This is a genomic window from Nitrobacter sp. CN101 (genome assembly GCF_055390255.1).
The window spans coordinates 2151217-2171391 of record NZ_AP038833.1; the positions used below are offsets into that span (position 1 = coordinate 2151217).

A 20175-nucleotide genomic window follows, 5' to 3' on the forward strand; every position below is an offset into this window, starting at 1 on the left:
GGATGCCGACGATGAACGCCCCGGTGCCTCCTGACGATGTCGATGGCCTGACGCTGCTGCCGGCCTGGACCGCGCCGGCGCGGCGAACGCGCGGTTCCCGGCGGCTCGTCCTGGGGGTGAGTGTTGTCACACTGGCTGTGCTCGGCACCCTTGCTTTCATGGGATTCCGCGCGCCGTCACCGGACAGCCTTTATGAGACCGTTACCGTCACACGGCAGGACATCGAGAGCACCGTTGCCGCGACCGGCAAAATACAGCCGCGCGCTTATGTCGATGTCGGCGCGCAGGTGTCCGGCCAGTTGAAGCGTCTTCACGTTGCCGTTGGCGACGAGGTGACCGCGGGGGCGGTCGTAGCGGAGATCGACGCCGAGATGCAGGCGGCCAAGGTCGAGGGCATTGAGGCGGACGTCGCGCGGTTGACCGCCGAACTCGCCGAGCAGGAAGCTGGGCTTGCGTTTGCAAAACGCAATGCCGAGCGCCACCTGACGCTGTCTCAGAGCAGCGCGGTGTCGAAAGTGGCTCTTGAGACGGCGGTGCGCGACCGCGACATCTTGATCGCCCGTATCGACGCTTCCAAAGCCCGCATCCATCAGATGCAGGCCGATCTTCACGCGCAAAAAACAGCATTGCGCTTTGCCCGTATCACCGCGCCGATGGCGGGCACCGTGGTTTCGTTGGACGCGAAGGAGGGGCAGACCCTCAACGCGAACTATGATACGCCGCTGGTGCTGCAAATCGCCGATCTCGATACCATGACGGTGTGGACAGATGTGTCCGAAGCCGACGTCGTCAAGCTGCGTGAAGGCATGCCGCTGTGGTTCACCACATTGGGCCGGCCGGACCGCAGGTGGCATGCAACGCTCCGGCAAATCCAGCCGGCGCCGCGCCGGCCCGACAAGAAGGTCGAGGCCAAGGCTGCGACGCAATCGAGCAGTGTCGTACTCTACACGGCGCTGTTCGACGTTCCCAACAAGGATGGCGGCTTGAAAGCCGGAATGACCGCACAGGTATTTTTCGTCACCGCTGCGGCACAAAACGCTCTGGTCATTCCAGTGTCGTCGCTCAACGAAAAAAGCGAGGTTCGCGTTCTTCAGGGAGACGGGACCATCGCCGTCCGCAAGGTCGAGACTGGCGCCCGGACCCGCTTCCTCAGTGAAGTCACGAGCGGCCTCGCCGGTGGCGAACGGATCATCACGGGCGTGAAGGCGTCCGGTCCGCCCGCCAAGCTGAGGGTGGAGTCATGAGCGCATCGCATGTCCCGCTCATCGACCTGACGGGCATCTGCCGCTCCTATCGCAGCGGCGATGTCGTGACTCGCGCGCTGCGCGGCGTCGAGCTGTCGATCTATTCCGGCGAGTTCGTCGCCATCGTCGGCGCCTCCGGGTCCGGCAAGTCGACGCTGATGAACATCATCGGTCTGATCGACCGGCCGACGCAGGGCGTCTATCGTTTTGCAGGACAAGATGTCGCCGAGCTTGATCGTGACGGTCTCGCCGCGTTGCGTCGCAATTCCTTTGGTTTCATCTTCCAGCAATATCATTTGATCTCGACAGTGAGCGCGCTTGGCAATGTCGAGATGCCGGCGGTTCATGCCGGCGCGCCCCGCGCCTATCGTCATCGCCGCGCGTCCGCACTGCTGGCGCGGCTCGGCCTTGCCACGCGCATGTTCAATCGGCCGTCGCAGCTCTCGGGCGGCCAGCAGCAGCGTGTCTCGATCGCGCGCTCGCTGATGAACGGTGGCGCGGTGATCCTCGCCGACGAGCCAACGGGCGCGTTGGACAGCAAAAGCGGCACGGAAGTACTGGGGATCCTGAAAGAGCTTGCCGGCGCCGGGCACACGATCATCCTCATCACTCACGACTCGAACGTAGCCGCCGCGGCTGAGCGCATCATCCGGATCGAGGACGGACTGATCGCCTCTGACAGCGGTCGCGATGCTGGAAGGGTTCCGCGCTCCTCGGTTGCCGTTGCTGCACGGCATGCGAATGGCACCTCGCCGCCGCTGTGGGCCTGGCTGGAAGAAGCGGCCCGCTCTGCCTTCGCCGCGCTGGCGGTCAATCCGGTTCGAACGGCGCTGACCCTGAGTGGCATCGTCATCGGCGTTGCTTCCGTCGTCGCCATGATGGCAATCGGGCGCGGCGCGCAGGCGTCGTTCATGGAGCGGGCCTCCGCCATCGGCACTAACTGGTTGGTGGTCAGCCGTGCGGGCGAATCCGCAGCGACCAGCATGCCGCTGACTCTCGCCGATGCCGAGGCGATCAAGGATCTTGCCAACGTGTCCGGATCGATGCCTGCCTTGTGGGAAGCGGGCATATTGCGGCACGCCAACACGGATATGAACGCCGAAGTGATCGCCACCACGGCCGAGTTTCGGACGGTTCATAACTGGGATACAGCGAAGGGAATGTTCTTTACGAAGGAGGACGAGGTCAGCGGCAACGCCGTGATGTTGCTCGGTACGACCCTCGCATTAAAACTGTTTCCCAATATCGCCGATCCTTCCGGCAGCCACGTTTTGGTCAACAACATTCCATTTCTTGTCACCGGCGTGCTCGAATCCAAGGGCCTTTCCGAGAAGGGCATGGATCGGGACAATAATGTGGTGATGCCGCTTCGGACGGCCGCGATGCGGCTCTATGGTAAGGACGAGCTGTCGGAGATCGTCGTCTCCATCGCCGACATGTCCCGTCTGCAACAGACCAAGGACGCCATCAAGTCGCTGTTGATCCGCCGCCATGGTCGCGAGGATTTTTGGCTGCACGATGCGGCGTCCGCCTTCCGCAAGGCCGAGGATGAGCGCCGCTCAAGCAATCTTTTGCTCGGCGCTATCGCCGCGATTTCGATGCTGGTTGGCGGTATCGGCATCATGAACATCATGCTGATCACCGTGGCCGAGCGCACCAGGGAAATCGGAGTCCGCGCCGCGATCGGGGCCAGGACCGCGGACATCCTGGGCCAGTTTCTCACCGAGGCGATCGTTTTGTCGGCAATCGGCGGCGTGTTCGGGTTATTGCTCGGCGTGCTAATCGGAATAGCCGCAGCCACACTGTTCGGTATGACGGTAATTTTCTCGATCACGGCAGCGATCGGCGCGGTGACGGGTGCAGTGGTTATGGGAACGCTGTTTGGCTTCATGCCGGCGTTTCGCGCGGCGCGGCTTGATCCTGTCGTGGCGCTGTCAAGTCAATAGGAACAAGGAGCGGGGAATCATGACGGGATTTGTAACAAGGGCGACACGTCTTGGGTTTGTCGTCGCGCTCGCCGTTCTGGCGATTGCGGCACCGGCGGCTGCGCAGCAGCAGGGGGAGCACTCGGCTGCGGCTGCGGCGGGATCTGGGCCGTCGGCGCATCCCGCGACCCAGCCTTCACCGCGGTCGGCGTTACCGACGCAGCCATCATCGTCAGTGCCGGTGTCTTCCCAAGCAGCATCGACGCCGACGCAGCCGTCCGCGCTGCCATCGTCCGCATCGCCAACGACACCGTCGTCGTCGGTGACATCGCCCACGCCGTCTTCTTCTTCGGGTGCGCCTGCGGCTGAATCTTCGTCCGGGGAGGCGGCGGCTGCATCGCCATCTTCTGAGACGGCTACGGCCGCGCCGTCGGATCAATCCGCTGCGCCAGCTGCCGCGCCAGCACCGGATGCCTCGTCCTCCACGCTTCCGCAAGACCTATCGCCGTGGGGCATGTTCATGCAGGCCGACATCATTGTGAAGGCGGTGATGATCGGGCTTGCGTTTGCGTCGCTGGTGACGTGGACGATCTGGCTGGCGCGGGGGCTGGATCTGGCGGCTTCGCGGCGGCGTGCACAGAGCTGCTTGCGCAAGCTGGAGCGTGCTGACACTCTTGCGGCGGCACGGGCAGAGATTTCTGAGGGGTGGACCGGCAAGGGTCCGGTGTCTGATTTGATGGAGGCGGCGGAGAACGAATGCAGGCGCTCGAACGATCTGTCCTCTGAGGGCATCAAGGAGCGTCTGGCCATCGCGCTGTCGCGTATCGAGGCCAAGTCGGGGCGCGACATCGCCCGCGGCACGGGCTTGCTTGCGACGATCGGGGCCACCGCGCCGTTCGTCGGGTTGTTCGGCACGGTGTGGGGCATCATGAACTCCTTTATCGGCATCTCGCATTCCAAGACCACCAATCTTGCGGTGGTGGCGCCGGGCATCGCCGAAGCCTTGCTTGCGACCGCGCTCGGGCTCGTCGCCGCGATTCCGGCGGTGATCATCTACAACGTGTTCGCGCGTGCGCTTTCGAGCTACCGGGCGCTGCTGTCGGATGCCTCCGGCGAGATCATTCAGCACATCTCGCGCGACCTGGAACGTCAGGAGCGGGGGCTTGGACCGTCCGTGGTGCCGCTGTCGCGCGGCCGCTCCGCTGCGGAGTGAGCCCTCATGGCGGTATCTCTGAAGAACCCGCAGGACGGCGGCATCGACGAGCTGAGCGAAATCAACGTCACCCCGTTCATCGACGTGATGCTGGTGCTTTTGATCATCTTCATGGTGGCGGCGCCTTTATCGACGGTGGATATCGCGGTCGACCTGCCGGTGTCGAATGCACAGCCGCAGCCGCGTCCCGACAAGCCGGTATTTTTGACGGTGAAGCAGGATCTGACGCTGGCACTTGGCAACGACGAGGTGCCGCGCAATACCCTTCAGGCAACGCTCGATCAGCAGACCAGCAATGACCGCGAGCAGCGGGTGTTTCTGCGCGCCGACGGGACGGTGGCTTACAACGAACTGATGAAGGTGATGAACCTGTTGCGCGAGGCCGGCTATCTCAAGATCGCGCTGGTTGGGCTGGAGGATACCGGACAGGTGCAAGCAGGTAGCGTGGCCGCCGGTAGCAGCGCGCCAGCGGCGGCGACCAAGCCATGAGGATCGACTGGCACGATCCGGACGGGCGGCCGGAAGGCGCGGTGACCAGGGCCGCGGCGCTGCGCTGGACCGCGGCCGGGCTTGCGGTGGTCGCGGTGCACGCCGGCGGCATCTGGCTGGCGTTGCACTGGCCGGCGCAGGCCGAGACGCCGGGCGATCCGCCGGCCGCGATCATGATGGAGCTGGCGCCGCTGGCGGTGGCGCCGGAGGTGCCGCAGCAGGACATCGCGCCGGGGCCGCAGATGGAGGAGGCCGAGGAGGAGCAGCCCGAGCCGGAGAAGCCGGTCGAGGAGAAGCCAGATCCGACGCCGCCGGAAGTGAAGGAGGCCGAGCTCAAGCCGCCGCCGACGCCGAAGGTGGAGAAGGCGGAGGTGGTGCTGCCGGCCAAGACGGAGCCGCCGAAACCGAAGCCGAAGAAGAAAAAGAAGAAGGCGCCGCGCACCACCGCGCCGCAGAGTTCACAGGCGCAACGCGCCGATCGCGCCGCCGCGCCGGCGGAAGGTATGGCCTCGTCGATGTCGCCGAGCTCCTGGCGCGGCGCGCTGATGGCGCACCTCAACCGCCACAAGCGTTTCCCGTCCGGTGCGGCGGGTGCAGGTGTTGCGACGGTCGCGTTCACGATCGACCGCTCCGGCCGCGTGCTGTCGGCACGCCTGGTGCGCTCGGCCGGCGATGCCGCGCTCGACGCAGAAGCCGCCTCGCTGCCGCGCCGCGCCAGTCCCGTTCCCGCCCCGCCGCCCGATGTCGGCGGCGGTTCAATCACACTCGCCGTTCCAATCAGGTTTAGTCGATGATCTCAGAAAATCTCACACGAACACGTCTGTTCACCCTTGCCGCCGCCATCGCAATAACGATGACTGCGGCTCAAGCCCAGCAACCGGCGGTGCAGCAGCCGGCCACATCAGCGGCAACGCTGCCGAACGGGGCCTCGTCGGTGAACGAGACCTTCGGCGACTGGACCGTCGATTGCCGGATCGTCGAGCGGCGCAAGCAATGCTTGTTGTCGCAAGCGCAGGGCAACAAGGAAACCGGCAGGCGCGTCTATGCCATCGAACTGAACCCTGCCGTGGGCGGCAAGGTCGATGGCACCATCCTGATGCCGTTCGGGCTCAATCTCGATGCCGGCGCGGTGCTTAAGCTCGATGACAAGGACCTCGGCAAGGGACTGCGCTTCTCCACCTGCGTGCCGCAGGGCTGCCTGTTGCCAGTGAATTTCCCGGCCGCCGCCACCGACGCTATGCGCAAGGGCACGAAACTCGTGGTCGCCTCCCTCAACCTCTCAAGCAACGAGGCCGTCACCTTCAACGTCTCGCTCAACGGCTTCGGTCCCGCGCTGGCACGCGCAACAGAACTCGCAAAATAGCGACAGTCGAGAGAACCGGGTTTGACGAGATCATGCTCAATCAAAAGACAGGCCAGGGTTGCAACGCAGTTGAGTCAAACATCCACCAAATCAGGAGATTGCCCATGCTGACGCTGGTTAAGGATGATCTCTCCGTCCAGCAGGATTCGCCGCCTCAACGCGATTACAACCGGCGTCGCTTCCTCTCATGGCTCCGCGACGAGGTGGCGATCCTGCGCACGCTCGGTATGGATCATCGCCGCATCGCCGCGCAGCTCGATATCGAGGAGCACGACGTGCGGGCGTTCTGCCCTAAGCCGAGCGAGAAAACTCCGCGCCGCAACCTGCCGCGTCGGGCCGTGGAGGCGTTGCTTCATGGCCGCCACGCCTCGCTCGGCGGCAGGACGGTCGCCAAACGCAGCCGCCATCTCGACGTGATCGCAACCACCTACACTTGGGAGGAATTGTTGTCCGAGCCAGGCGTCGGATCTGTCACCGCAAACCAGATCGTGCTCTGGCTCGAAGAACGAGGCAAGACACTCAAAAGATCGGAAACGGTGTGATCGGCCGACGCCCCCACGAGATGCGAATGCTCGAACCGCTAGAATCGGGTGACGATATCCGACAGGGCTGGACGAGGCCTGTCCTTGTTGGGCTTGGTCGGCGTGCCGATATGAATAAAGCCCGCGAATCTTTCGTCCGACTTTAACCCGAGGCCGTCGAGCACGTCGCGATCGTAGGCGAACCAGCCAGTCAGCCAGTTCGCTCCATAGCCGAGCGCGGTGACGGCCGTGACGATATTCATGGCGCTGGCCCCTGCCGACAGCACCTGCTCCCATGACGGCACACTGGGGTGTTGCTTTATGCAACTCACCACACCGATCACCAGTGGCGCTTCCATCAACTGGCGCTTTTCGATTTCGACTTCCTCCTGCGGTGCCGACGGATTCTTGCTCGCGTAGACACGGGCGATAACGTCGCCGGCGCGGGCGCGTGCATCGCCTTCGAACACGATGAATCGCCACGGCGTGATCTTGCCGTGATCAGGCACGCGCGCGCCGATGGTGAGGATGGTATCGATCTCCTCAGCCGAGGGGCAGGGACCGCTCATGTCGCGTGGCTTGACCGAGCGGCGGGTGCGCAGGAATTCGATAATATCGGACATAAGTGCTCTCGTTGAACTTGGTGCCGCCCGCTTGGCTCGCGCAAGGGACGACGCGATTGTAATCGATCTATTTGCGGACGGGCGCGTGTTCCTTGGCAAAGCTTGCCGGCATGCAATTGATACGTCTCTTTTTCGAAGCCCGCAGCTACCGTGCTATCTTGCTGCGTTGGATGTCCGGCGGCATGGCTTCCTCCACAAGCGCGGCAATGGCTTCATCGGTTGGCATCACCTTCTGCCCATCGCTACCGAGACGACGAATGGAAACCGATTTGGTCTCAGCTTCCTTCTTGCCGACCACGAGCAAAGCAGGAATTTTCGCTAGCGAGTGCTCCCGCACTTTGTAGTTGATCTTCTCGTTGCGTAGATCGATTTCGACACGAAGTCCTGCACGCCGCGCTGCGGCTGCGACTTCCCTGGCATACTCGTCACCATCCGAAGTAATGGTGGTGACGACCGCCTGCACCGGCGCGAGCCAGAGCGGAAAGTGACCGGAAAAGTGCTCGATCAAGATGCCGATGAAGCGCTCGATCGATCCGCAGATCGCGCGATGCACCATCACGGGTGCCTTCTTGCCGCCATCGGCGTCAATGTAGAAGGCGCCGAACCGCTCTGGCAGATTGAAGTCCACTTGCGTTGTGCCGCATTGCCAGTCGCGACCGATGGCGTCGCGCAGCACGTATTCGAACTTCGGTCCGTAGAATGCGCCTTCGCCGGGATTGGTCTCAGTCTTGACCCGGTTGTTTGATGCGGCGATGCGTTTGAGTACATCCGCCATCACCGCTTCGGCGTGATCCCACGCCGCGTCCGAGCCCACCCGCTTCTCGGGACGTGTCGAGAGCTTCACCGTCAGATCGCCGTCGAAACCGAAATCGGCATAGGTTGAAAGGATCAGTTCGTTGATCTTGAGGCACTCGTCGGCGAGCTGCTGCTCGGTGCAGAAGATGTGCGCGTCGTCCTGCGTGAAGCCGCGCACGCGCATCAGGCCGTGCATGGCGCCCGACGGCTCGTAGCGATGGACCACGCCGAACTCGGCGAGCCGCAGCGGCAGGTCGCGGTAGCTTTTGAGACCGTGCTTGAAGAGTTGCACGTGGCCCGGACAGTTCATCGGCTTGATCGTGAACCAGCGCTTGTCCTCGGCCTCGTCGCCGGCCGACTGCGCCGCGAACATGTTCTCGCGATACCATTCCCAGTGGCCCGAGGTCTCCCATAGCGACTTATCGAGCATCTGCGGCGCATTGACCTCGTCGTAGTCGCCGGTGAGGCGGCGGCGCATATAGGCGATCACGGCTTGGAAGATGGTCCAGCCCTTGGCGTGCCAGAACACCACGCCCGGACCTTCCTCCTGGAAGTGGAACAGGTCGAGTTCGCGGCCGAGCTTTCGGTGATCGCGCTTCTCGGCTTCCTCGATCTGCTTCAGGTAGGCATCGAGGTCTTCCTGCTTGGCAAACGCCGTGCCGTAAATGCGCGTCAGCATGGGATTGTTGCTGTCGCCGCGCCAGTAAGCGCCCGCCACCTTCATCAGCTTGAAAGCGTTGCCGATCTTGCCGGTGGAGGTCATGTGCGGGCCGCGACAGAGATCGAACCAGTCGCCCTGGTAGTAGATCTTGATCGGCTCGTTGCCGGGGATGGCGTCGACCAGTTCGACCTTGAAGGCCTCGCCCTTGTCGCGGAATACCTGCTTGGTCTTTTCGCGATCCCAGACGTCCTTGGTGAAAGGCTTGTCGCGCGCGATGATCTCGCGCATTTTTTTCTCGATTGCGGCGAAATCTTCGACCGAGAACGGCTCGTTGCGGAAGAAGTCGTAATAGAATCCGTTCTCGATCACGGGGCCGATGGTGACCTGCGTGCCCGGCCAAAGTGTTTGCACGGCTTCCGCCAGAACATGCGCGGCGTCATGACGAATTAGTTCCAGCGCGCGAGGGTCGTCGCGGCTGATAAATTCGATCTTTGCATCCTGTTCGATCGGATCCGCAAGATCGCTGACCACGCCGTCGAGCGCCATTGCCACCGTTCGCTTCGCTAGCGATGGCGAGATTCCCTTGGCGATTTCCAGGCCAGTGATGCTTCTGGGAAACTCACGTTCCGCACCGTCGGGGAAGGTGAGAACAACGTTGTCGGTGGGCGAGGCGGGTTTCAAGTTGGCGAGGCCATACCGGAATCCCGACGAGGGGTCTTGTTTGTCGGACATCAGTCTCTCCTGTGGCTCACTCCTGCGAACGAGCGCAGGTAAGCGGGATGCTGCGGTATAGCAGCCGATTTGCGGCATGCAACCGGTGAAAGCCGCCGCCGCCAAATCCCGAGGCCAGCTGGCTTGGTCCCGTATCGTTGATCAGTGCGCCCGATCATGAGCCGGAGGGTGGTTGCCCGCCTCGTCCATCCGCAGCAGCCCCTCAAACCGGGCAAACATTGCAAGCCGGTCGGCCGGAACCGTTTGCTCGGCTTTCACGAGCGCCTGGGCGAGTGCGTTTGCGACGTCAGGGGCAATGCCGGCATGCTGCAATGCCTCGGCGCTCCTGATTTCGTCTCCCGCGCAGAGGATTATGGTCCAGCGTCCGTGCTTGTTACGGAGGAGCGCGCGCCCACCGGTCTCGCCCTGCGTCCAGCCCGCAATCGCATAGCCCGCCAGGGCGACCACAGGCGCGACATCCAGCTTTGCTTCAGGCTTGTCGAAGGTCGAATGGAGCAAATCGCGCACAGCGTCCTCGTCAGGCCCCGCGATCGCCGATCCGGCGAGGCTCCAGAGTACGATGAGTGCGGCAAGTAGTTTCGTCAGCACCGAAATCTCCTTATACATCCGCTTCATAATACAGCAATCTCCGGAGCGCCTTGCGTTGACCAACACCATCTACGGCATCAAGAACTGCGACACCATGAAGAAGGCGCGCGCATGGCTCGACGATCATGGCATCGGCTACAACTTTCATGACTACAAGACGGCTGGCATCGATGACGCCCGGCTCAAAAGATGGGTCGCAAAGCTCGGCTGGGAAACATTGCTCAACCGCGCCGGCACCACGTTTCGCAAATTGCCGGATGTGGAGAAGGCGGGATTGACGGAAGCCCGCGCATTGGCACTCATGATTGAACAGCCCTCGATGATCAAACGACCTGTGCTGGAGGCTGGCGGCAAGCTGCTCATCGGCTTCAAGCCTGAGGTCTATGAAAAAGAGCTTCGACCGCCGAAGGCGAAGTGAAAGCACTGCTTCGCTACACGTCGCCGGCGTGAATGGGTCACGGTGATCCAGTCGCGATTTTCGTCGTCTGCGCGTTGGTCCTCTGCTGCGGTGTAGTCAGCGAAATTGCTCATGATTTCAAGCAATCGTTGTGAATCACTCATCCGGGGCAGGAGGCCCATAAACCGGTGGATGATCCCGGCGGTTGCGATGCCGATTGCCCACCTTTGCCGGAAATGGTTTATGACATCCCTGCGATCCGGACTGGCGGCCCGGTTCTTGTCTGCAAAGTGGATGTTGCGATGCTGCGTTTGTTCCGGTTCTTTCTGCCGAAAGAGGAGCGCTTTTTCGACTTATTTGCCCGTCATTCGCAGACAGTTGTGCAGGGGGCAGCTGCGCTTCAGGGAATGCTGAAGGGTGGTGAAGAAACGCCGATTTTTTGCCAGCGGGTCAGCCAGCTTGAAAACGATGCGGACGGCATCACGCGCGAGGTGCTGACGGCGGTTCGGCGCACCTTCATCACGCCATTCGATCGCGTCGACATTAAAAACCTGATCACTTCGATGGATGACGCCATCGACCAGATGCAGCAGACGGCGAAGGCCGTGGTGCTGTTCGAGGTGCTCAGCTTTGAGCCGCCGATGCGCGAGATAGGTACGCTGATCGTGGAATGCGCCAATCTGGTCCATCGGGCGCTACCGTTGCTGGAGTCGATCAGCAACAACGTCGCGATGCTGATGGCAATTACCGAGGAACTGGGCAAGCTGGAAGGCCGTGTCGATGATCTGCACGATATCGGCCTGAAGGAGCTTTTCTTGAAGCACCGCAACGCCAATGCCATGGACTTCATTGTCGGTGTCGAAATCTACGATCATCTGGAGAAGGTCGCCGACCGCTTCGATGACGTAGCCAACGAGATCAGCAGCATCGTCATCGAGCAGGTATAGGGCAGGGCCGCACCGTGGACGCCATTGGTCTTCCGGTCCTTGTCGGCCTGATCGCCGTCGCGCTTCTGTTCGATTTCCTGAACGGACTGCACGACGCCGCGAATTCGATCGCGACCATCGTCTCCACCCGAGTGCTGCGACCGCAATACGCGGTGTTTTGGGCAGCCTTCTTCAACTTCATCGCCTTCCTGATATTCGGTCTGCATGTCGCAAATACCATCGGCACCGGAATCATAGATCCGAATGTGATTGACGCGCAGGTGATCTTCGCTGCGCTGGTTGGCGCGATTGTCTGGAACCTGGTCACCTGGGGACTCGGGATTCCGTCAAGCAGCTCGCACGCCCTGATCGGTGGTCTGGTTGGTGGAGGCATCGCCAAAGCCGGCCTCTCGGCGGCGGTCTGGAGTGGGTTGTCGAAGACGTTACTTGCGATCGTATTGTCGCCGCTGATTGGTTTTCTGCTGGCGCTGGTGCTGGTCGCCATCGTCTCATGGCTATCGGTGCGCTCGACGCCCTTCGCGGTCGATCGTGCATTCCGCATTTTTCAGTTTTTTTCCGCTTCGCTTTATTCGTTGGGGCACGGTGGGAATGACGCGCAGAAGACCATGGGCATCATTGCCGTGCTGCTGTTTTCGCAGGGTTATCTCGGCAGCGAATTCAGCGTGCCGTTCTGGGTGGTGTTATCCTGTCAGGCCGCAATGGCGCTGGGAACCCTCATGGGCGGCTGGCGGATCGTGCGGACGATGGGTCTTCGTATCACCAAGCTGACGCCGATGCAGGGCTTCTGCGCGGAGACCGGCGGCGCGGCCACACTATTCATGGCGACGTTTCTCGGCGTCCCGGTTTCTACGACCCACACCATCACCGGCTCCATCGTGGGCGTCGGCGCGGCGCGGCGGTTGTCCGCGGTACGCTGGAACGTCGCCAGTTCCATCGTCTATGCGTGGGTCATCACAATTCCCGCATCGGCAATCGTCGCCGCGCTAGCCTATTGGGTCGTGGCGTTCGTCAAGTAACGAGCTTTAGCCCGGCAATGCCGGCGACGATGAGACCGATACAGGCGAGCCGCGCCATTGTCGCTGGATCACCGAATAGCACGATGCCGAGAATTGCGGTTCCGACCGCGCCGATGCCGGTCCAGACCGCGTAGGCGGTACCGATCGGTAGCGTTTTGAGCGCTAGTCCGAGCAACGCCATGCTGATCGCCATGGCTGTCAATGTCAGCACCGACGGCATCAGCCGCGTGAATCCTTCAGTGTATTTAAGGCCGATCGCCCAGCCAACTTCCATCAATCCGGCGGCGAGCAACAAAAACCAGGCCATAGGACCCTCCCAAATCATGAGGCAGGGCCGTCCCCGCGGTTGTCGTATGAGATGGAAGGTCGTCCTTCCCCAGCCTTGATATGGGGCAGGCGGGAGCACGCGGCAAGCTCCCGGCGGCGCTTGAGGTGCGGGATGGAAACCCCTTGATCCGGCCGATTTTCCCTGCCACACAGCTCGCTGATGTCCGACCTCGCTTTGCAGACTGACACGTCTCCGCGCTCGCCATTGGCGACCGAAGTCGCGCGCCGGCGCACTTTCGCGATCATCTCGCATCCGGACGCCGGCAAGACGACGCTGACGGAAAAGCTCCTGCTGTTCGGCGGCGCCATCAATCTCGCCGGACAGGTGAAGGCAAAAGGGGAGCGACGCAATACCCGTTCCGACTGGATGAAAATCGAGCGTGATCGCGGCATTTCGGTGGTCACATCGGTGATGACGTTCGAGTTCGATGGCCGGGTATTCAATCTGCTGGACACGCCTGGCCACGAGGACTTTTCCGAGGACACCTACCGCACACTGACCGCGGTGGATTCGGCGGTTATGGTGATCGACGCGGCCAAGGGCATCGAGGCGCGCACCCGAAAGCTGTTCGAGGTCTGCCGTCTCCGCGATATCCCGATCATCACCTTCATCAACAAGATGGATCGGGAGAGCCGCGATACCTTCGAGTTGCTGGACGAGATTGAAAAGACTTTGGCGCTCGATACTACGCCGATGACATGGCCGGTCGGACGCGGCCGCGATTTTCTCGGCACCTACGATATCGCGACCGGCGGCATCCGCCTGCTCGAGGGCAGCGGCGCCAAGACCGGCGCGGCCGAACGGATCGACATCGCCGATCTCGCAGCGCGTAACGCCAATCTGAATGTCGACGAGGTCAGGGATGAACTGGCGCTGGCAACCGAAGCCTGCAAACCGTTCGAGCTTGAAGCATTTCGCGAGGGGCACCTAACCCCGGTGTATTTTGGCTCGGCGCTGCGCAATTTCGGCGTCGGCGATCTTCTGGAAGGACTCGGAAAATTCGCGCCCCCTCCGCGTGCGCAGGAGTCCAACCTGCGCAAGGTCGAGGCCGACGAACCGCGCATGACCGCCTTCGTGTTTAAGATTCAAGCGAACATGGATCCCAATCATCGCGACCGCATCGCCTTTGCGCGTCTATGTTCTGGCAAGCTCACGCGCGGCATGAAGGCGAAGCTGGTGCGCACCGGAAAGCCGATGCCGTTGTCGTCGCCGCAGTTCTTCTTTGCGCAAGATCGCGCCATTGCGGATGAGGCCTTCGCCGGCGACGTGGTCGGCATTCCCAATCATGGTACGTTGCGGATCGGCGATACCCTGACCGAAGGTGAGGATGTCACCTTTGTAGGTGTGCCGTCGTTCGCGCCGGAAATCGTGCGGCGAGTGAGGCTAACCGATGCGATGAAGGCGAAAAAGCTGAAGGAGGCCCTGCAGCAGATGTCGGAGGAGGGCGTGGTGCAGGTTTTCCGCCCGCGCGACGGCGCGCCCGCTCTCGTCGGCGTTGTCGGGATGTTGCAGCTCGATGTGCTGAAAGCCCGCCTCGATGCCGAGTATTCGCTGCCGGTGGATTTCGAGATCTGCGAATTTCAGCTTGCGCGCTGGATTTCATCCGACGACCGCAAGAAGCTCGATGCCTTCATCGCCGCCAACGGCTCCGGCGTCGCTGACGACGTCGATGGCGATCCGGTATTTCTGGCCAAGAACGAATTCTATCTTGGCTACACACGAGAGCGTGCCGATGGCATCGTCTTTTCCAGTGTCAAGGACGTGAAGAAGACGTCATAATTCCGCAACGAAAAACGGCCGGTGCGGGACCGGCCGTTTCCCGAAACGTGGAGTTAGCGCATCGAGCCGCCAGTGCGGGCGCTACCGTTGACGTTCGCCGGCGGTGCGTCTACCGAGCCGGAGGCGCCAGCATCGACGCCGCTGCCGCTGCGCCCAGGTGCCGCGCCGACCGTGCCCTTAGCCGATCCTTTCGGGTGAACTTTCTGAGTATGCGCGGACCCGGCCGCTCCTGCGCTGCCACGCACGCTGTCGTTCTGCTGTACTTGACCCTGGGGTGAGAGCTGCTGGGCCTGGGCGCCGGCAACGCCGAAGACTGTGATAGCGATGGCGGCGACGAGAAGTCTGACGTTCATTGAAAGCTCCATCTGGTTTGGTGGAGCGGCGATCGTGTGCTGGCGTTCTTCGTTTTTTTTGGGTGATTACTAGGTGTTGTTGCGACAAAAACGTGTTTGCCTTCGTTATTGCGCCATGTTGCCTGAAACTCCTCGAAAATGTTAATCGAGACCAGTGCTCATAGGAGGATGCGATGGGACTACTCGTGATGATTGCTGGCCTTGTTTTGTCCCTCGGCGTTCATCTCGCCGCGACACGACGTGAGTTTCGCGCGCGCTTGATCGCGTCCTATGGCGAAGGACCATACAAAATCGGGTTTTCGCTCATATCAGCGGTTGGCGTCGCGCTGACCCTCTGGGGATTTCTGCACTATCGCGCCACCGGCTGGATCGACGTCTGGTATCCGCCGCGCGTGATGAAGCACATCGCCGAAGCGCTGATCCTGCCCTCCATCATTCTTGTCGTCGCGTCCTATATCCGTGGTCGCATCTATGCAAAGCTGAAGCATCCGATGCTAGCAGGGATCAAGCTGTGGGCGACGGCGCATCTGCTCTCCAACGGTGATCTCGGCTCGATGATCCTGTTCGGATCGATCCTGGCGTGGGCGGTTATCGACCGCATTTCACTCAAGCACCGCACTGATCCAAGCGGCCTGCAGATCCCGGTCGGCGGGGTTCGCAACGACGTGATCGCGGTTGTCGTCGGCGTCGCCGTCTATCTCGCGCTCGGCGCTCTTTTCCATCCGCATGTTGTCGGCGTTCCCGTCTTCGGAGCCTGAGATGTCGGTCCAGTCGACCATCAGGCGCAGGACAGCACCCGACATTCGCGCTCGCAAGAACGGCGATCCGATCGTGATGCTGACCTCGTATCATGCTCATACCGCGGCGCTGGTCGACCGCTATTGTGACATCATCTTGGTCGGTGACAGTCTGGGCAACGTGATGCACGGTTTCGAGACCACCGTGCCGGTCACGCTCGACATGATGATCCTGCAGGGCCGCGCGGTGATGCGCGGCTCGCAACAAGCATTGGTCGTGGTCGACATGCCGTTCGGTTCCTATGAGGCTTCCAAGGAGCAGGCGTTTCATTCCGCCGCGCGCCTTCTCAAGGAGACGCTTTGCGGCGCGGTGAAGCTCGAAGGCGGCGTGAAGATGGCGGAAACCATCGCGTTTCTCACCGCGCGCGGTGTTCCTGTGATGGGGCATGTCGGCCTGACACCGCAATCGATCAACACGCTCGGCTCATTTCGTGCGCAGGGACGCGAGGAAGGAACTTGGCAGCCGATCGAGGACGATGCGCGGGCCGTGGCGGAGGCGGGCGCGTTCTCGATGGTGATCGAAGCGGTCGCGGAGCCGTTGGCGCGCAAGATCACGGAAACGGTGGCGATCCCGACGATCGGCATCGGCGCCAGTCCCGCCTGCGACGGCCAGGTGCTGGTGTTGGAGGACATGCTCGGCTTGTCGCCGCGAGCGCCGAAATTTGTCCGGCGTTATGGCGAACTCGGCCCGATGATCGAGGCCGCGATCGAAGGCTATGCACGCGACGTGCGCAGCCGCGCCTTTCCCGGCCCCGAGCACGTTTATGCGATGAAGCCGAAGAGTTAGATCGCCATGGCCGGTTCGAACTCCCCATCAACTTTATGATCGCTTGACTAGAATTTTCTTGTTGTCGCAACTGTTGCGAGAACACGCTATCCGTGCGAAGTAATGTCCACCGCTCGCTTGCGGTGTGTCAACAACAACATGGCAGCCCTAAATGGCTGTGCGCTCGGAGCACAGATGCGAACCCTTATTCTGGCCCTCGTCCTCCTGAATTTTCCTCTCGCCACCTCATCCTTTGCCGACGAGTCTGGTCCGGTATTCGTCGACCAAGGCTCAGCTTGGGATATGCCCAGCCGCACCGATTTCTATACGCGCGATCAAGGTTCGCGCCTCATTCCGTTGGCGTGGCTCAAGGCGCTCAAGCAAGCTGACGGGGCTCCCTTTCTTTCCGGCGGGCTGACACGATACGGATATTTGCCGGCGCTCGATGCTTCGCAGGAGCTTCCTGTCGGTTTTTATGCATCAGGCCCGACGGGCGCGAAGGTTGTCGGGATGACGTGCTCCGCCTGCCACACCCGCCAGATCAAGGTCGCAGAACGGCAGTATCGTATCGATGGCGGGCCGGCGCTCGTCGATTTCCAAACGTTCTTGAGCGATCTCGATAAGGCGATGGCGCGGGCAACGTCCGACGATGCCGCGTTCAATGCATTTGCAGCGTCTGTCCTTCAGACGGCCAAGCCCGATAGCAATAAAGTCGCCGCGCTGCGGAGCGACGTCGATGCATGGTACGTGCGATACCACACCATCATTGATCGGTCTCTTCCGAACCCCGCCTGGGGATTGGGGCGCCTCGATGCAGTCGGCATGATCTTCAATCGCGTGACGGGGTTGGGCATCGGCCCGGAGCCGACATTTTTGATCCCCGAAAACATTCACAGAGCCGATGCGCCGGTACGCTATCCTTTTCTCTGGAACGCGCCCAAACAGGACAAGACGCAGTGGCCCGGATTTGCGGATAACGGGAGCGATATCCTCGGGCTGGCTCGGAACGTTGGCGAAGTGATGGGCGTGTTCGGCAACTTCCAGCCGACGCACGATGGCCTGTTTATCGACTTCCTGAACAATAACTCGGTGAATTTTGACGGGCTGCAAAAGCTTGAGGATATGGCAAAGAAAATCGGGCCGCCGAAATGGCCATGGTCCGTCGACACCGCGCTGGCGGCCAAGGGCAAAACGATCTTTGACCGGTCGGCGGCTGACGGCGGCTGCCAGGAATGCCATGGCCAAAAAGCCGGCACGGAGCGTTTTCCATTTCAGCAGACCTGGGCGACGCCAATTCAGAACGTCGGGACGGACACGCGTGAATACGATATCCTGGGATGGACGGCCAAATCGGGAGTCCTGAAAGGTGCTTACATTCCGTTCGCGACCAAGCCTCTGAAAGAAACCGACCTCGCATTCAACATCCTTTCGACCTCGGTGATCGGCACGATCGGAGAGCACGTCCTGAGCTTTTCGAAAGGCACCTCACCACGAGCCCTTGGTGTTTCTGCCAAGCCCGAGGTCGCGCAGGGCGCGTCCGAGCCCGTCGATGCCACTCGACTCCCAACAGTCTTGCAGGACTTGCCGGGTGCATTCAGGTTTCCCGACGCCGCTGCAACTCCCGAAACCCGTCTTCGACTCGACATGGATGCTGGAAGCTCAAGCTCGAAAACGGACGCTGCAACCCCAACGCCCCCGAAGGGTGCCTATGAATCGCGAGTTCTCTACGGCATATGGGCGGCCGCTCCGTACCTGCACAATGGCTCGGTCGCAAGTCTTGCCGAGTTGCTCAAGCCTGCAAGCCAACGGCAGCAGCGTTTTGCGATCGGTCCCGACTATGACGTGAATAACATCGGCATTTCTTCAAATCAGGCCCAGGCCGGCAATGTTCGCGAAACAACCGGTTGTGACGATCTGAACTCGGGCAACAGCCGTTGCGGTCACGAATTTGGGACGAGCCTGCCGGATGCTGACAAGAAAGCTCTTCTCGAATATCTGAAAACGCTTTGACGGTTGGCCTGCTTTATTGGCCAGCGAAAGCTCGTAACCGTTTCCACCTGTGCAACGGATCGCTCGTTTGATAATCGGGTGCCCCCGCTGTTCCGAAGCCGAAGTTGCCACTACGCTCCTTCGGATTCGGGACAGAAGATCAGGAAGTTGACCTGAACGCTTGCGTTACATCGGCGGGTTAGAGCGTTTTCGTGCGAAGGGGATGGCTGTTCGCGTGAAGAAAAACGCGTCAAAACAAAAATTAAAGCCATTCCGGCTCGGATAGATTCAAGACCGGAATGGCTTTAGCCCATCGGACTCGCTTTTGCCTTGTCGGTGCCATATCGCTACGATATCGCGATCGCTATTGGTGGGGACGCGCGCGGCGCGGCGCTGTGGTTTGGGGAAGCGGGGATAGCAGTAAGTGACTGAGATATTTAGTGAAATTGATGATGAGCTGCGTCGCGAACAGGTTCAGAGAATTTGGAGCCGCTATTCGGCGCTAATCATTGCCGCCATCATTCTCGTGATTGCCGCTGTCGGCGGTTGGCGTGGATACCAATATCTCCAGACCCAGAAGGCCGCCGAGGCCAGCTCGACCTTTGAAGCGGCGGCTGCGCTGGCCGATCAAAACAAGCATGCCGAAGCGGAAGCGGCTTTCACCAAACTGGCGGAGGCCGCACCGCCCGGATATCGTAATCTGTCGCGGCTTCGCGCCGCTGCTGAAGCCGCCAAGCATGACGTCAATGCAGCGGTGAAGCTTTATGATGCGATTGCCACCGACAGCGGGTTCAGCAGCGCCGAGCGTGATCTTGCGCGGGTGCGCGCCGCCGGATTGCTGGTGGACACCGAAACCTACAACAACATGCTGCAGCGGCTCGAGCCGACGACTGCGCCCGAGGCGACCTTTCGCCATACCGCGCGCGAGCTTTTGGCGTTATCCGCTTGGCGCAACGACGACACCACGGCTGCACGGAAGTGGCTCGACATGATCAGCGAGGACGGACAGACGCCGTCCAGCCTGCGCAACCGCGCCGAAGCCCTGCAAGCTTTGCTGCCGCCGGTTGCGAAGAGCTGAGCAGGTTTGTCGAACTCAAGCTTGAACGAGAACCGTCGATGCGCCGCTCGCAACGCCTATTGACTTTCGCTGTTCTGATTTCGCTGTGCGGCGTGCTGGCTGGTTGCGGTAGTGGCGGCCTGAACAATTGGGATCCGTCCGATTTGCTCGGCTTCCTCGATACGAAGAAGAAGATGCAGGGCAACCGCCAGCCGGTTTTCCCGGGTGGCGTTCCGGGCATCGAGCAGGGCGTGCCGAAGGATCTTTACAAGAGCGACGGCGAGCTTCAGCAAGCTCAGCCTGCCACGGCACCGGCGCCAGAATCGAGGCGGGCGCGACAACAGGGCGCAGCAAACGGCTCGTCCGGTGGCGCCGAGGCCGCCGCCGCTGATGCTGGTACTGCCGCCGCCGCGCCCAGCAAGGCCAAGCGTCTCGTTCATCGGCGGGCCACGTCCCTGCCAAAAGAAGAGTCCCCGTCGGCGCAGCAAGCCGCACCGCCGCCGCCTGCCGCACAACAGACCGAGCCGGCAGCGTCGCCATTCCCGGCACCGATGCCCAGCGGCAGCTTCTCACGCTGACAGCGGTATCGGCG

At 61.6% G+C, this 20175-nt stretch carries 22 protein-coding genes; 16 read left to right on the forward strand and 6 right to left on the reverse strand.

Annotation, left to right across the window (positions count from 1 at the left end; all coding sequences use genetic code 11):
• Positions 1 to 11 precede the first annotated feature (11 nt).
• A complete protein-coding gene (locus tag ACZ5IL_RS10720; protein ID WP_464596780.1) occupies positions 12 to 1244 on the forward strand; it encodes an efflux RND transporter periplasmic adaptor subunit in 1233 nt (410 codons plus the stop codon).
• Positions 1241 to 3190 (forward strand): ABC transporter permease, encoded by a 1950-nt coding sequence (locus ACZ5IL_RS10725; protein ID WP_464596782.1) that lies wholly within the window; start codon positions 1241 to 1243, stop codon positions 3188 to 3190. The genes ACZ5IL_RS10720 and ACZ5IL_RS10725 overlap by 4 nt, the downstream gene beginning before the upstream one ends.
• A gap of 17 nt (positions 3191 to 3207) precedes the next feature.
• On the opposite strand, the gene ACZ5IL_RS10730 is transcribed toward ACZ5IL_RS10725, so the two are convergent.
• Positions 3208 to 3567, reverse strand: a complete 360-nt coding sequence (locus ACZ5IL_RS10730; RefSeq protein WP_464594000.1) for a hypothetical protein — start codon at positions 3565 to 3567, stop codon at positions 3208 to 3210.
• 122 nt (positions 3568 to 3689) lie between these two features.
• On the opposite strand from ACZ5IL_RS10730, the gene exbB reads away from it, so the two are divergent.
• The 5 genes from exbB (at position 3690) to ACZ5IL_RS10755 (ending at position 6776) form a co-directional block, all read left to right on the forward strand.
• Positions 3690 to 4382, forward strand: a complete 693-nt coding sequence (gene exbB, locus ACZ5IL_RS10735; protein WP_464593998.1) for a tonB-system energizer ExbB — start codon at positions 3690 to 3692, stop codon at positions 4380 to 4382.
• A gap of 6 nt (positions 4383 to 4388) precedes the next feature.
• Positions 4389 to 4871 (forward strand): TonB system transport protein ExbD, encoded by a 483-nt coding sequence (exbD, locus tag ACZ5IL_RS10740; protein ID WP_464593996.1) that lies wholly within the window; start codon positions 4389 to 4391, stop codon positions 4869 to 4871.
• Positions 4868 to 5665, forward strand: coding sequence for an energy transducer TonB family protein (locus ACZ5IL_RS10745; RefSeq protein WP_464593994.1), 798 nt, complete (start codon positions 4868 to 4870; stop codon positions 5663 to 5665). The genes exbD and ACZ5IL_RS10745 overlap by 4 nt, the downstream gene beginning before the upstream one ends.
• On the forward strand, positions 5662 to 6234 hold the full coding sequence (locus ACZ5IL_RS10750) for an invasion associated locus B family protein (protein WP_464596783.1): 573 nt from the start codon (positions 5662 to 5664) through the stop codon (positions 6232 to 6234). Before ACZ5IL_RS10745 ends, ACZ5IL_RS10750 begins: the two co-directional genes overlap by 4 nt.
• A 104-nt stretch (positions 6235 to 6338) precedes the next feature.
• Entirely contained in the window at positions 6339 to 6776 is a 438-nt protein-coding gene (locus tag ACZ5IL_RS10755; RefSeq protein WP_464596785.1) for a hypothetical protein, read from the forward strand.
• A gap of 38 nt (positions 6777 to 6814) precedes the next feature.
• On the opposite strand, the gene ACZ5IL_RS10760 is transcribed toward ACZ5IL_RS10755, so the two are convergent.
• The 3 genes from ACZ5IL_RS10760 to ACZ5IL_RS10770 all read right to left on the reverse strand — a co-directional run bounded on the left by ACZ5IL_RS10760 (position 6815) and on the right by ACZ5IL_RS10770 (position 10154).
• Complete coding sequence (locus ACZ5IL_RS10760; protein ID WP_464591284.1) at positions 6815 to 7378, reverse strand: nitroreductase family protein; 564 nt, start codon at positions 7376 to 7378, stop codon at positions 6815 to 6817.
• A 145-nt stretch (positions 7379 to 7523) separates the two neighbouring features.
• Positions 7524 to 9566 (reverse strand): threonine--tRNA ligase, encoded by a 2043-nt coding sequence (thrS, locus tag ACZ5IL_RS10765; RefSeq protein ID WP_464591286.1) that lies wholly within the window; start codon positions 9564 to 9566, stop codon positions 7524 to 7526.
• Between the two features lie 141 nt (positions 9567 to 9707).
• Positions 9708 to 10154 carry a copper uptake system-associated protein gene (locus ACZ5IL_RS10770; protein WP_464591288.1) on the reverse strand — a complete coding sequence of 149 codons (447 nt, stop codon included), beginning with the start codon at positions 10152 to 10154 and terminating at the stop codon, positions 9708 to 9710.
• A 55-nt stretch (positions 10155 to 10209) separates the two neighbouring features.
• Here ACZ5IL_RS10770 and ACZ5IL_RS10775 point away from each other — a divergent pair, with 55 nt between their 5' ends.
• The 3 genes from ACZ5IL_RS10775 to ACZ5IL_RS10785 all read left to right on the forward strand — a co-directional run bounded on the left by ACZ5IL_RS10775 (position 10210) and on the right by ACZ5IL_RS10785 (position 12514).
• Complete coding sequence (locus ACZ5IL_RS10775; protein WP_464591289.1) at positions 10210 to 10572, forward strand: ArsC family reductase; 363 nt, start codon at positions 10210 to 10212, stop codon at positions 10570 to 10572.
• Between the two features lie 281 nt (positions 10573 to 10853).
• On the forward strand, positions 10854 to 11498 hold the full coding sequence (locus ACZ5IL_RS10780) for a DUF47 domain-containing protein (protein ID WP_464596893.1): 645 nt from the start codon (positions 10854 to 10856) through the stop codon (positions 11496 to 11498).
• A gap of 14 nt (positions 11499 to 11512) precedes the next feature.
• Entirely contained in the window at positions 11513 to 12514 is a 1002-nt protein-coding gene (locus ACZ5IL_RS10785; protein WP_464591291.1) for an anion permease, read from the forward strand.
• Here the strand turns inward: ACZ5IL_RS10785 and sugE are convergent.
• A complete protein-coding gene (gene sugE / locus ACZ5IL_RS10790; RefSeq protein ID WP_079447111.1) occupies positions 12507 to 12821 on the reverse strand; it encodes a quaternary ammonium compound efflux SMR transporter SugE in 315 nt (104 codons plus the stop codon). The genes ACZ5IL_RS10785 and sugE overlap by 8 nt on opposite strands.
• Positions 12822 to 13001: 180 nt before the next feature.
• On the opposite strand from sugE, the gene ACZ5IL_RS10795 reads away from it, so the two are divergent.
• Entirely contained in the window at positions 13002 to 14621 is a 1620-nt protein-coding gene (locus ACZ5IL_RS10795) for a peptide chain release factor 3 (RefSeq protein ID WP_464591294.1), read from the forward strand.
• 53 nt (positions 14622 to 14674) lie between these two features.
• Here the strand turns inward: ACZ5IL_RS10795 and ACZ5IL_RS10800 are convergent, their stop codons facing one another.
• Positions 14675 to 14974: a hypothetical protein gene (locus ACZ5IL_RS10800; RefSeq protein ID WP_464591296.1), complete on the reverse strand. Its 300-nt coding sequence runs from the start codon at positions 14972 to 14974 to the stop codon at positions 14675 to 14677.
• Positions 14975 to 15147: 173 nt separating this feature from the next.
• On the opposite strand from ACZ5IL_RS10800, the gene ACZ5IL_RS10805 reads away from it, so the two are divergent.
• The 5 genes from ACZ5IL_RS10805 (at position 15148) to ACZ5IL_RS10825 (ending at position 20161) form a co-directional block, all read left to right on the forward strand.
• On the forward strand, positions 15148 to 15732 hold the full coding sequence (locus tag ACZ5IL_RS10805; RefSeq protein WP_464591298.1) for an NnrU family protein: 585 nt from the start codon (positions 15148 to 15150) through the stop codon (positions 15730 to 15732).
• Position 15733: 1 nt separating this feature from the next.
• On the forward strand, positions 15734 to 16558 hold the full coding sequence (gene panB, locus ACZ5IL_RS10810; protein WP_464591300.1) for a 3-methyl-2-oxobutanoate hydroxymethyltransferase: 825 nt from the start codon (positions 15734 to 15736) through the stop codon (positions 16556 to 16558).
• Between the two features lie 174 nt (positions 16559 to 16732).
• Entirely contained in the window at positions 16733 to 18547 is a 1815-nt protein-coding gene (locus ACZ5IL_RS10815; RefSeq protein ID WP_464591302.1) for a di-heme-cytochrome C peroxidase, read from the forward strand.
• 403 nt (positions 18548 to 18950) lie between these two features.
• Positions 18951 to 19604, forward strand: a complete 654-nt coding sequence (locus ACZ5IL_RS10820) for a tetratricopeptide repeat protein (protein WP_464591304.1) — start codon at positions 18951 to 18953, stop codon at positions 19602 to 19604.
• Between the two features lie 38 nt (positions 19605 to 19642).
• Positions 19643 to 20161, forward strand: coding sequence for a hypothetical protein (locus ACZ5IL_RS10825; protein WP_464591306.1), 519 nt, complete (start codon positions 19643 to 19645; stop codon positions 20159 to 20161).
• Positions 20162 to 20175: the final 14 nt, after the last annotated feature.

Excerpts from the sequence above, each read along its gene's own strand:
- ACZ5IL_RS10720 (WP_464596780.1), top strand. The coding sequence starts at position 12 with ATGAACGCCCCGGTGCCTCCTGACGATGTCGATGGCCTGACGCTGCTG.
- ACZ5IL_RS10725 (WP_464596782.1), top strand. The coding sequence starts at position 1,241 with ATGAGCGCATCGCATGTCCCGCTCATCGACCTGACGGGCATCTGCCGC.
- ACZ5IL_RS10730 (WP_464594000.1), bottom strand. The coding sequence starts at position 3,567 with ATGCAGCCGCCGCCTCCCCGGACGAAGATTCAGCCGCAGGCGCACCCG.
- exbB (WP_464593998.1), top strand. The coding sequence starts at position 3,690 with ATGCAGGCCGACATCATTGTGAAGGCGGTGATGATCGGGCTTGCGTTT.
- exbD (WP_464593996.1), top strand. The coding sequence starts at position 4,389 with ATGGCGGTATCTCTGAAGAACCCGCAGGACGGCGGCATCGACGAGCTG.
- ACZ5IL_RS10745 (WP_464593994.1), top strand. The coding sequence starts at position 4,868 with ATGAGGATCGACTGGCACGATCCGGACGGGCGGCCGGAAGGCGCGGTG.
- ACZ5IL_RS10750 (WP_464596783.1), top strand. The coding sequence starts at position 5,662 with ATGATCTCAGAAAATCTCACACGAACACGTCTGTTCACCCTTGCCGCC.
- ACZ5IL_RS10755 (WP_464596785.1), top strand. The coding sequence starts at position 6,339 with ATGCTGACGCTGGTTAAGGATGATCTCTCCGTCCAGCAGGATTCGCCG.
- ACZ5IL_RS10760 (WP_464591284.1), bottom strand. The coding sequence starts at position 7,378 with ATGTCCGATATTATCGAATTCCTGCGCACCCGCCGCTCGGTCAAGCCA.
- thrS (WP_464591286.1), bottom strand. The coding sequence starts at position 9,566 with ATGTCCGACAAACAAGACCCCTCGTCGGGATTCCGGTATGGCCTCGCC.
- ACZ5IL_RS10780 (WP_464596893.1), top strand. The coding sequence starts at position 10,854 with ATGCTGCGTTTGTTCCGGTTCTTTCTGCCGAAAGAGGAGCGCTTTTTC.
- sugE (WP_079447111.1), bottom strand. The coding sequence starts at position 12,821 with ATGGCCTGGTTTTTGTTGCTCGCCGCCGGATTGATGGAAGTTGGCTGG.
- ACZ5IL_RS10795 (WP_464591294.1), top strand. The coding sequence starts at position 13,002 with ATGTCCGACCTCGCTTTGCAGACTGACACGTCTCCGCGCTCGCCATTG.
- ACZ5IL_RS10800 (WP_464591296.1), bottom strand. The coding sequence starts at position 14,974 with ATGAACGTCAGACTTCTCGTCGCCGCCATCGCTATCACAGTCTTCGGC.
- ACZ5IL_RS10805 (WP_464591298.1), top strand. The coding sequence starts at position 15,148 with ATGGGACTACTCGTGATGATTGCTGGCCTTGTTTTGTCCCTCGGCGTT.
- panB (WP_464591300.1), top strand. The coding sequence starts at position 15,734 with ATGTCGGTCCAGTCGACCATCAGGCGCAGGACAGCACCCGACATTCGC.
- ACZ5IL_RS10815 (WP_464591302.1), top strand. The coding sequence starts at position 16,733 with ATGCGAACCCTTATTCTGGCCCTCGTCCTCCTGAATTTTCCTCTCGCC.
- ACZ5IL_RS10825 (WP_464591306.1), top strand. The coding sequence starts at position 19,643 with ATGCGCCGCTCGCAACGCCTATTGACTTTCGCTGTTCTGATTTCGCTG.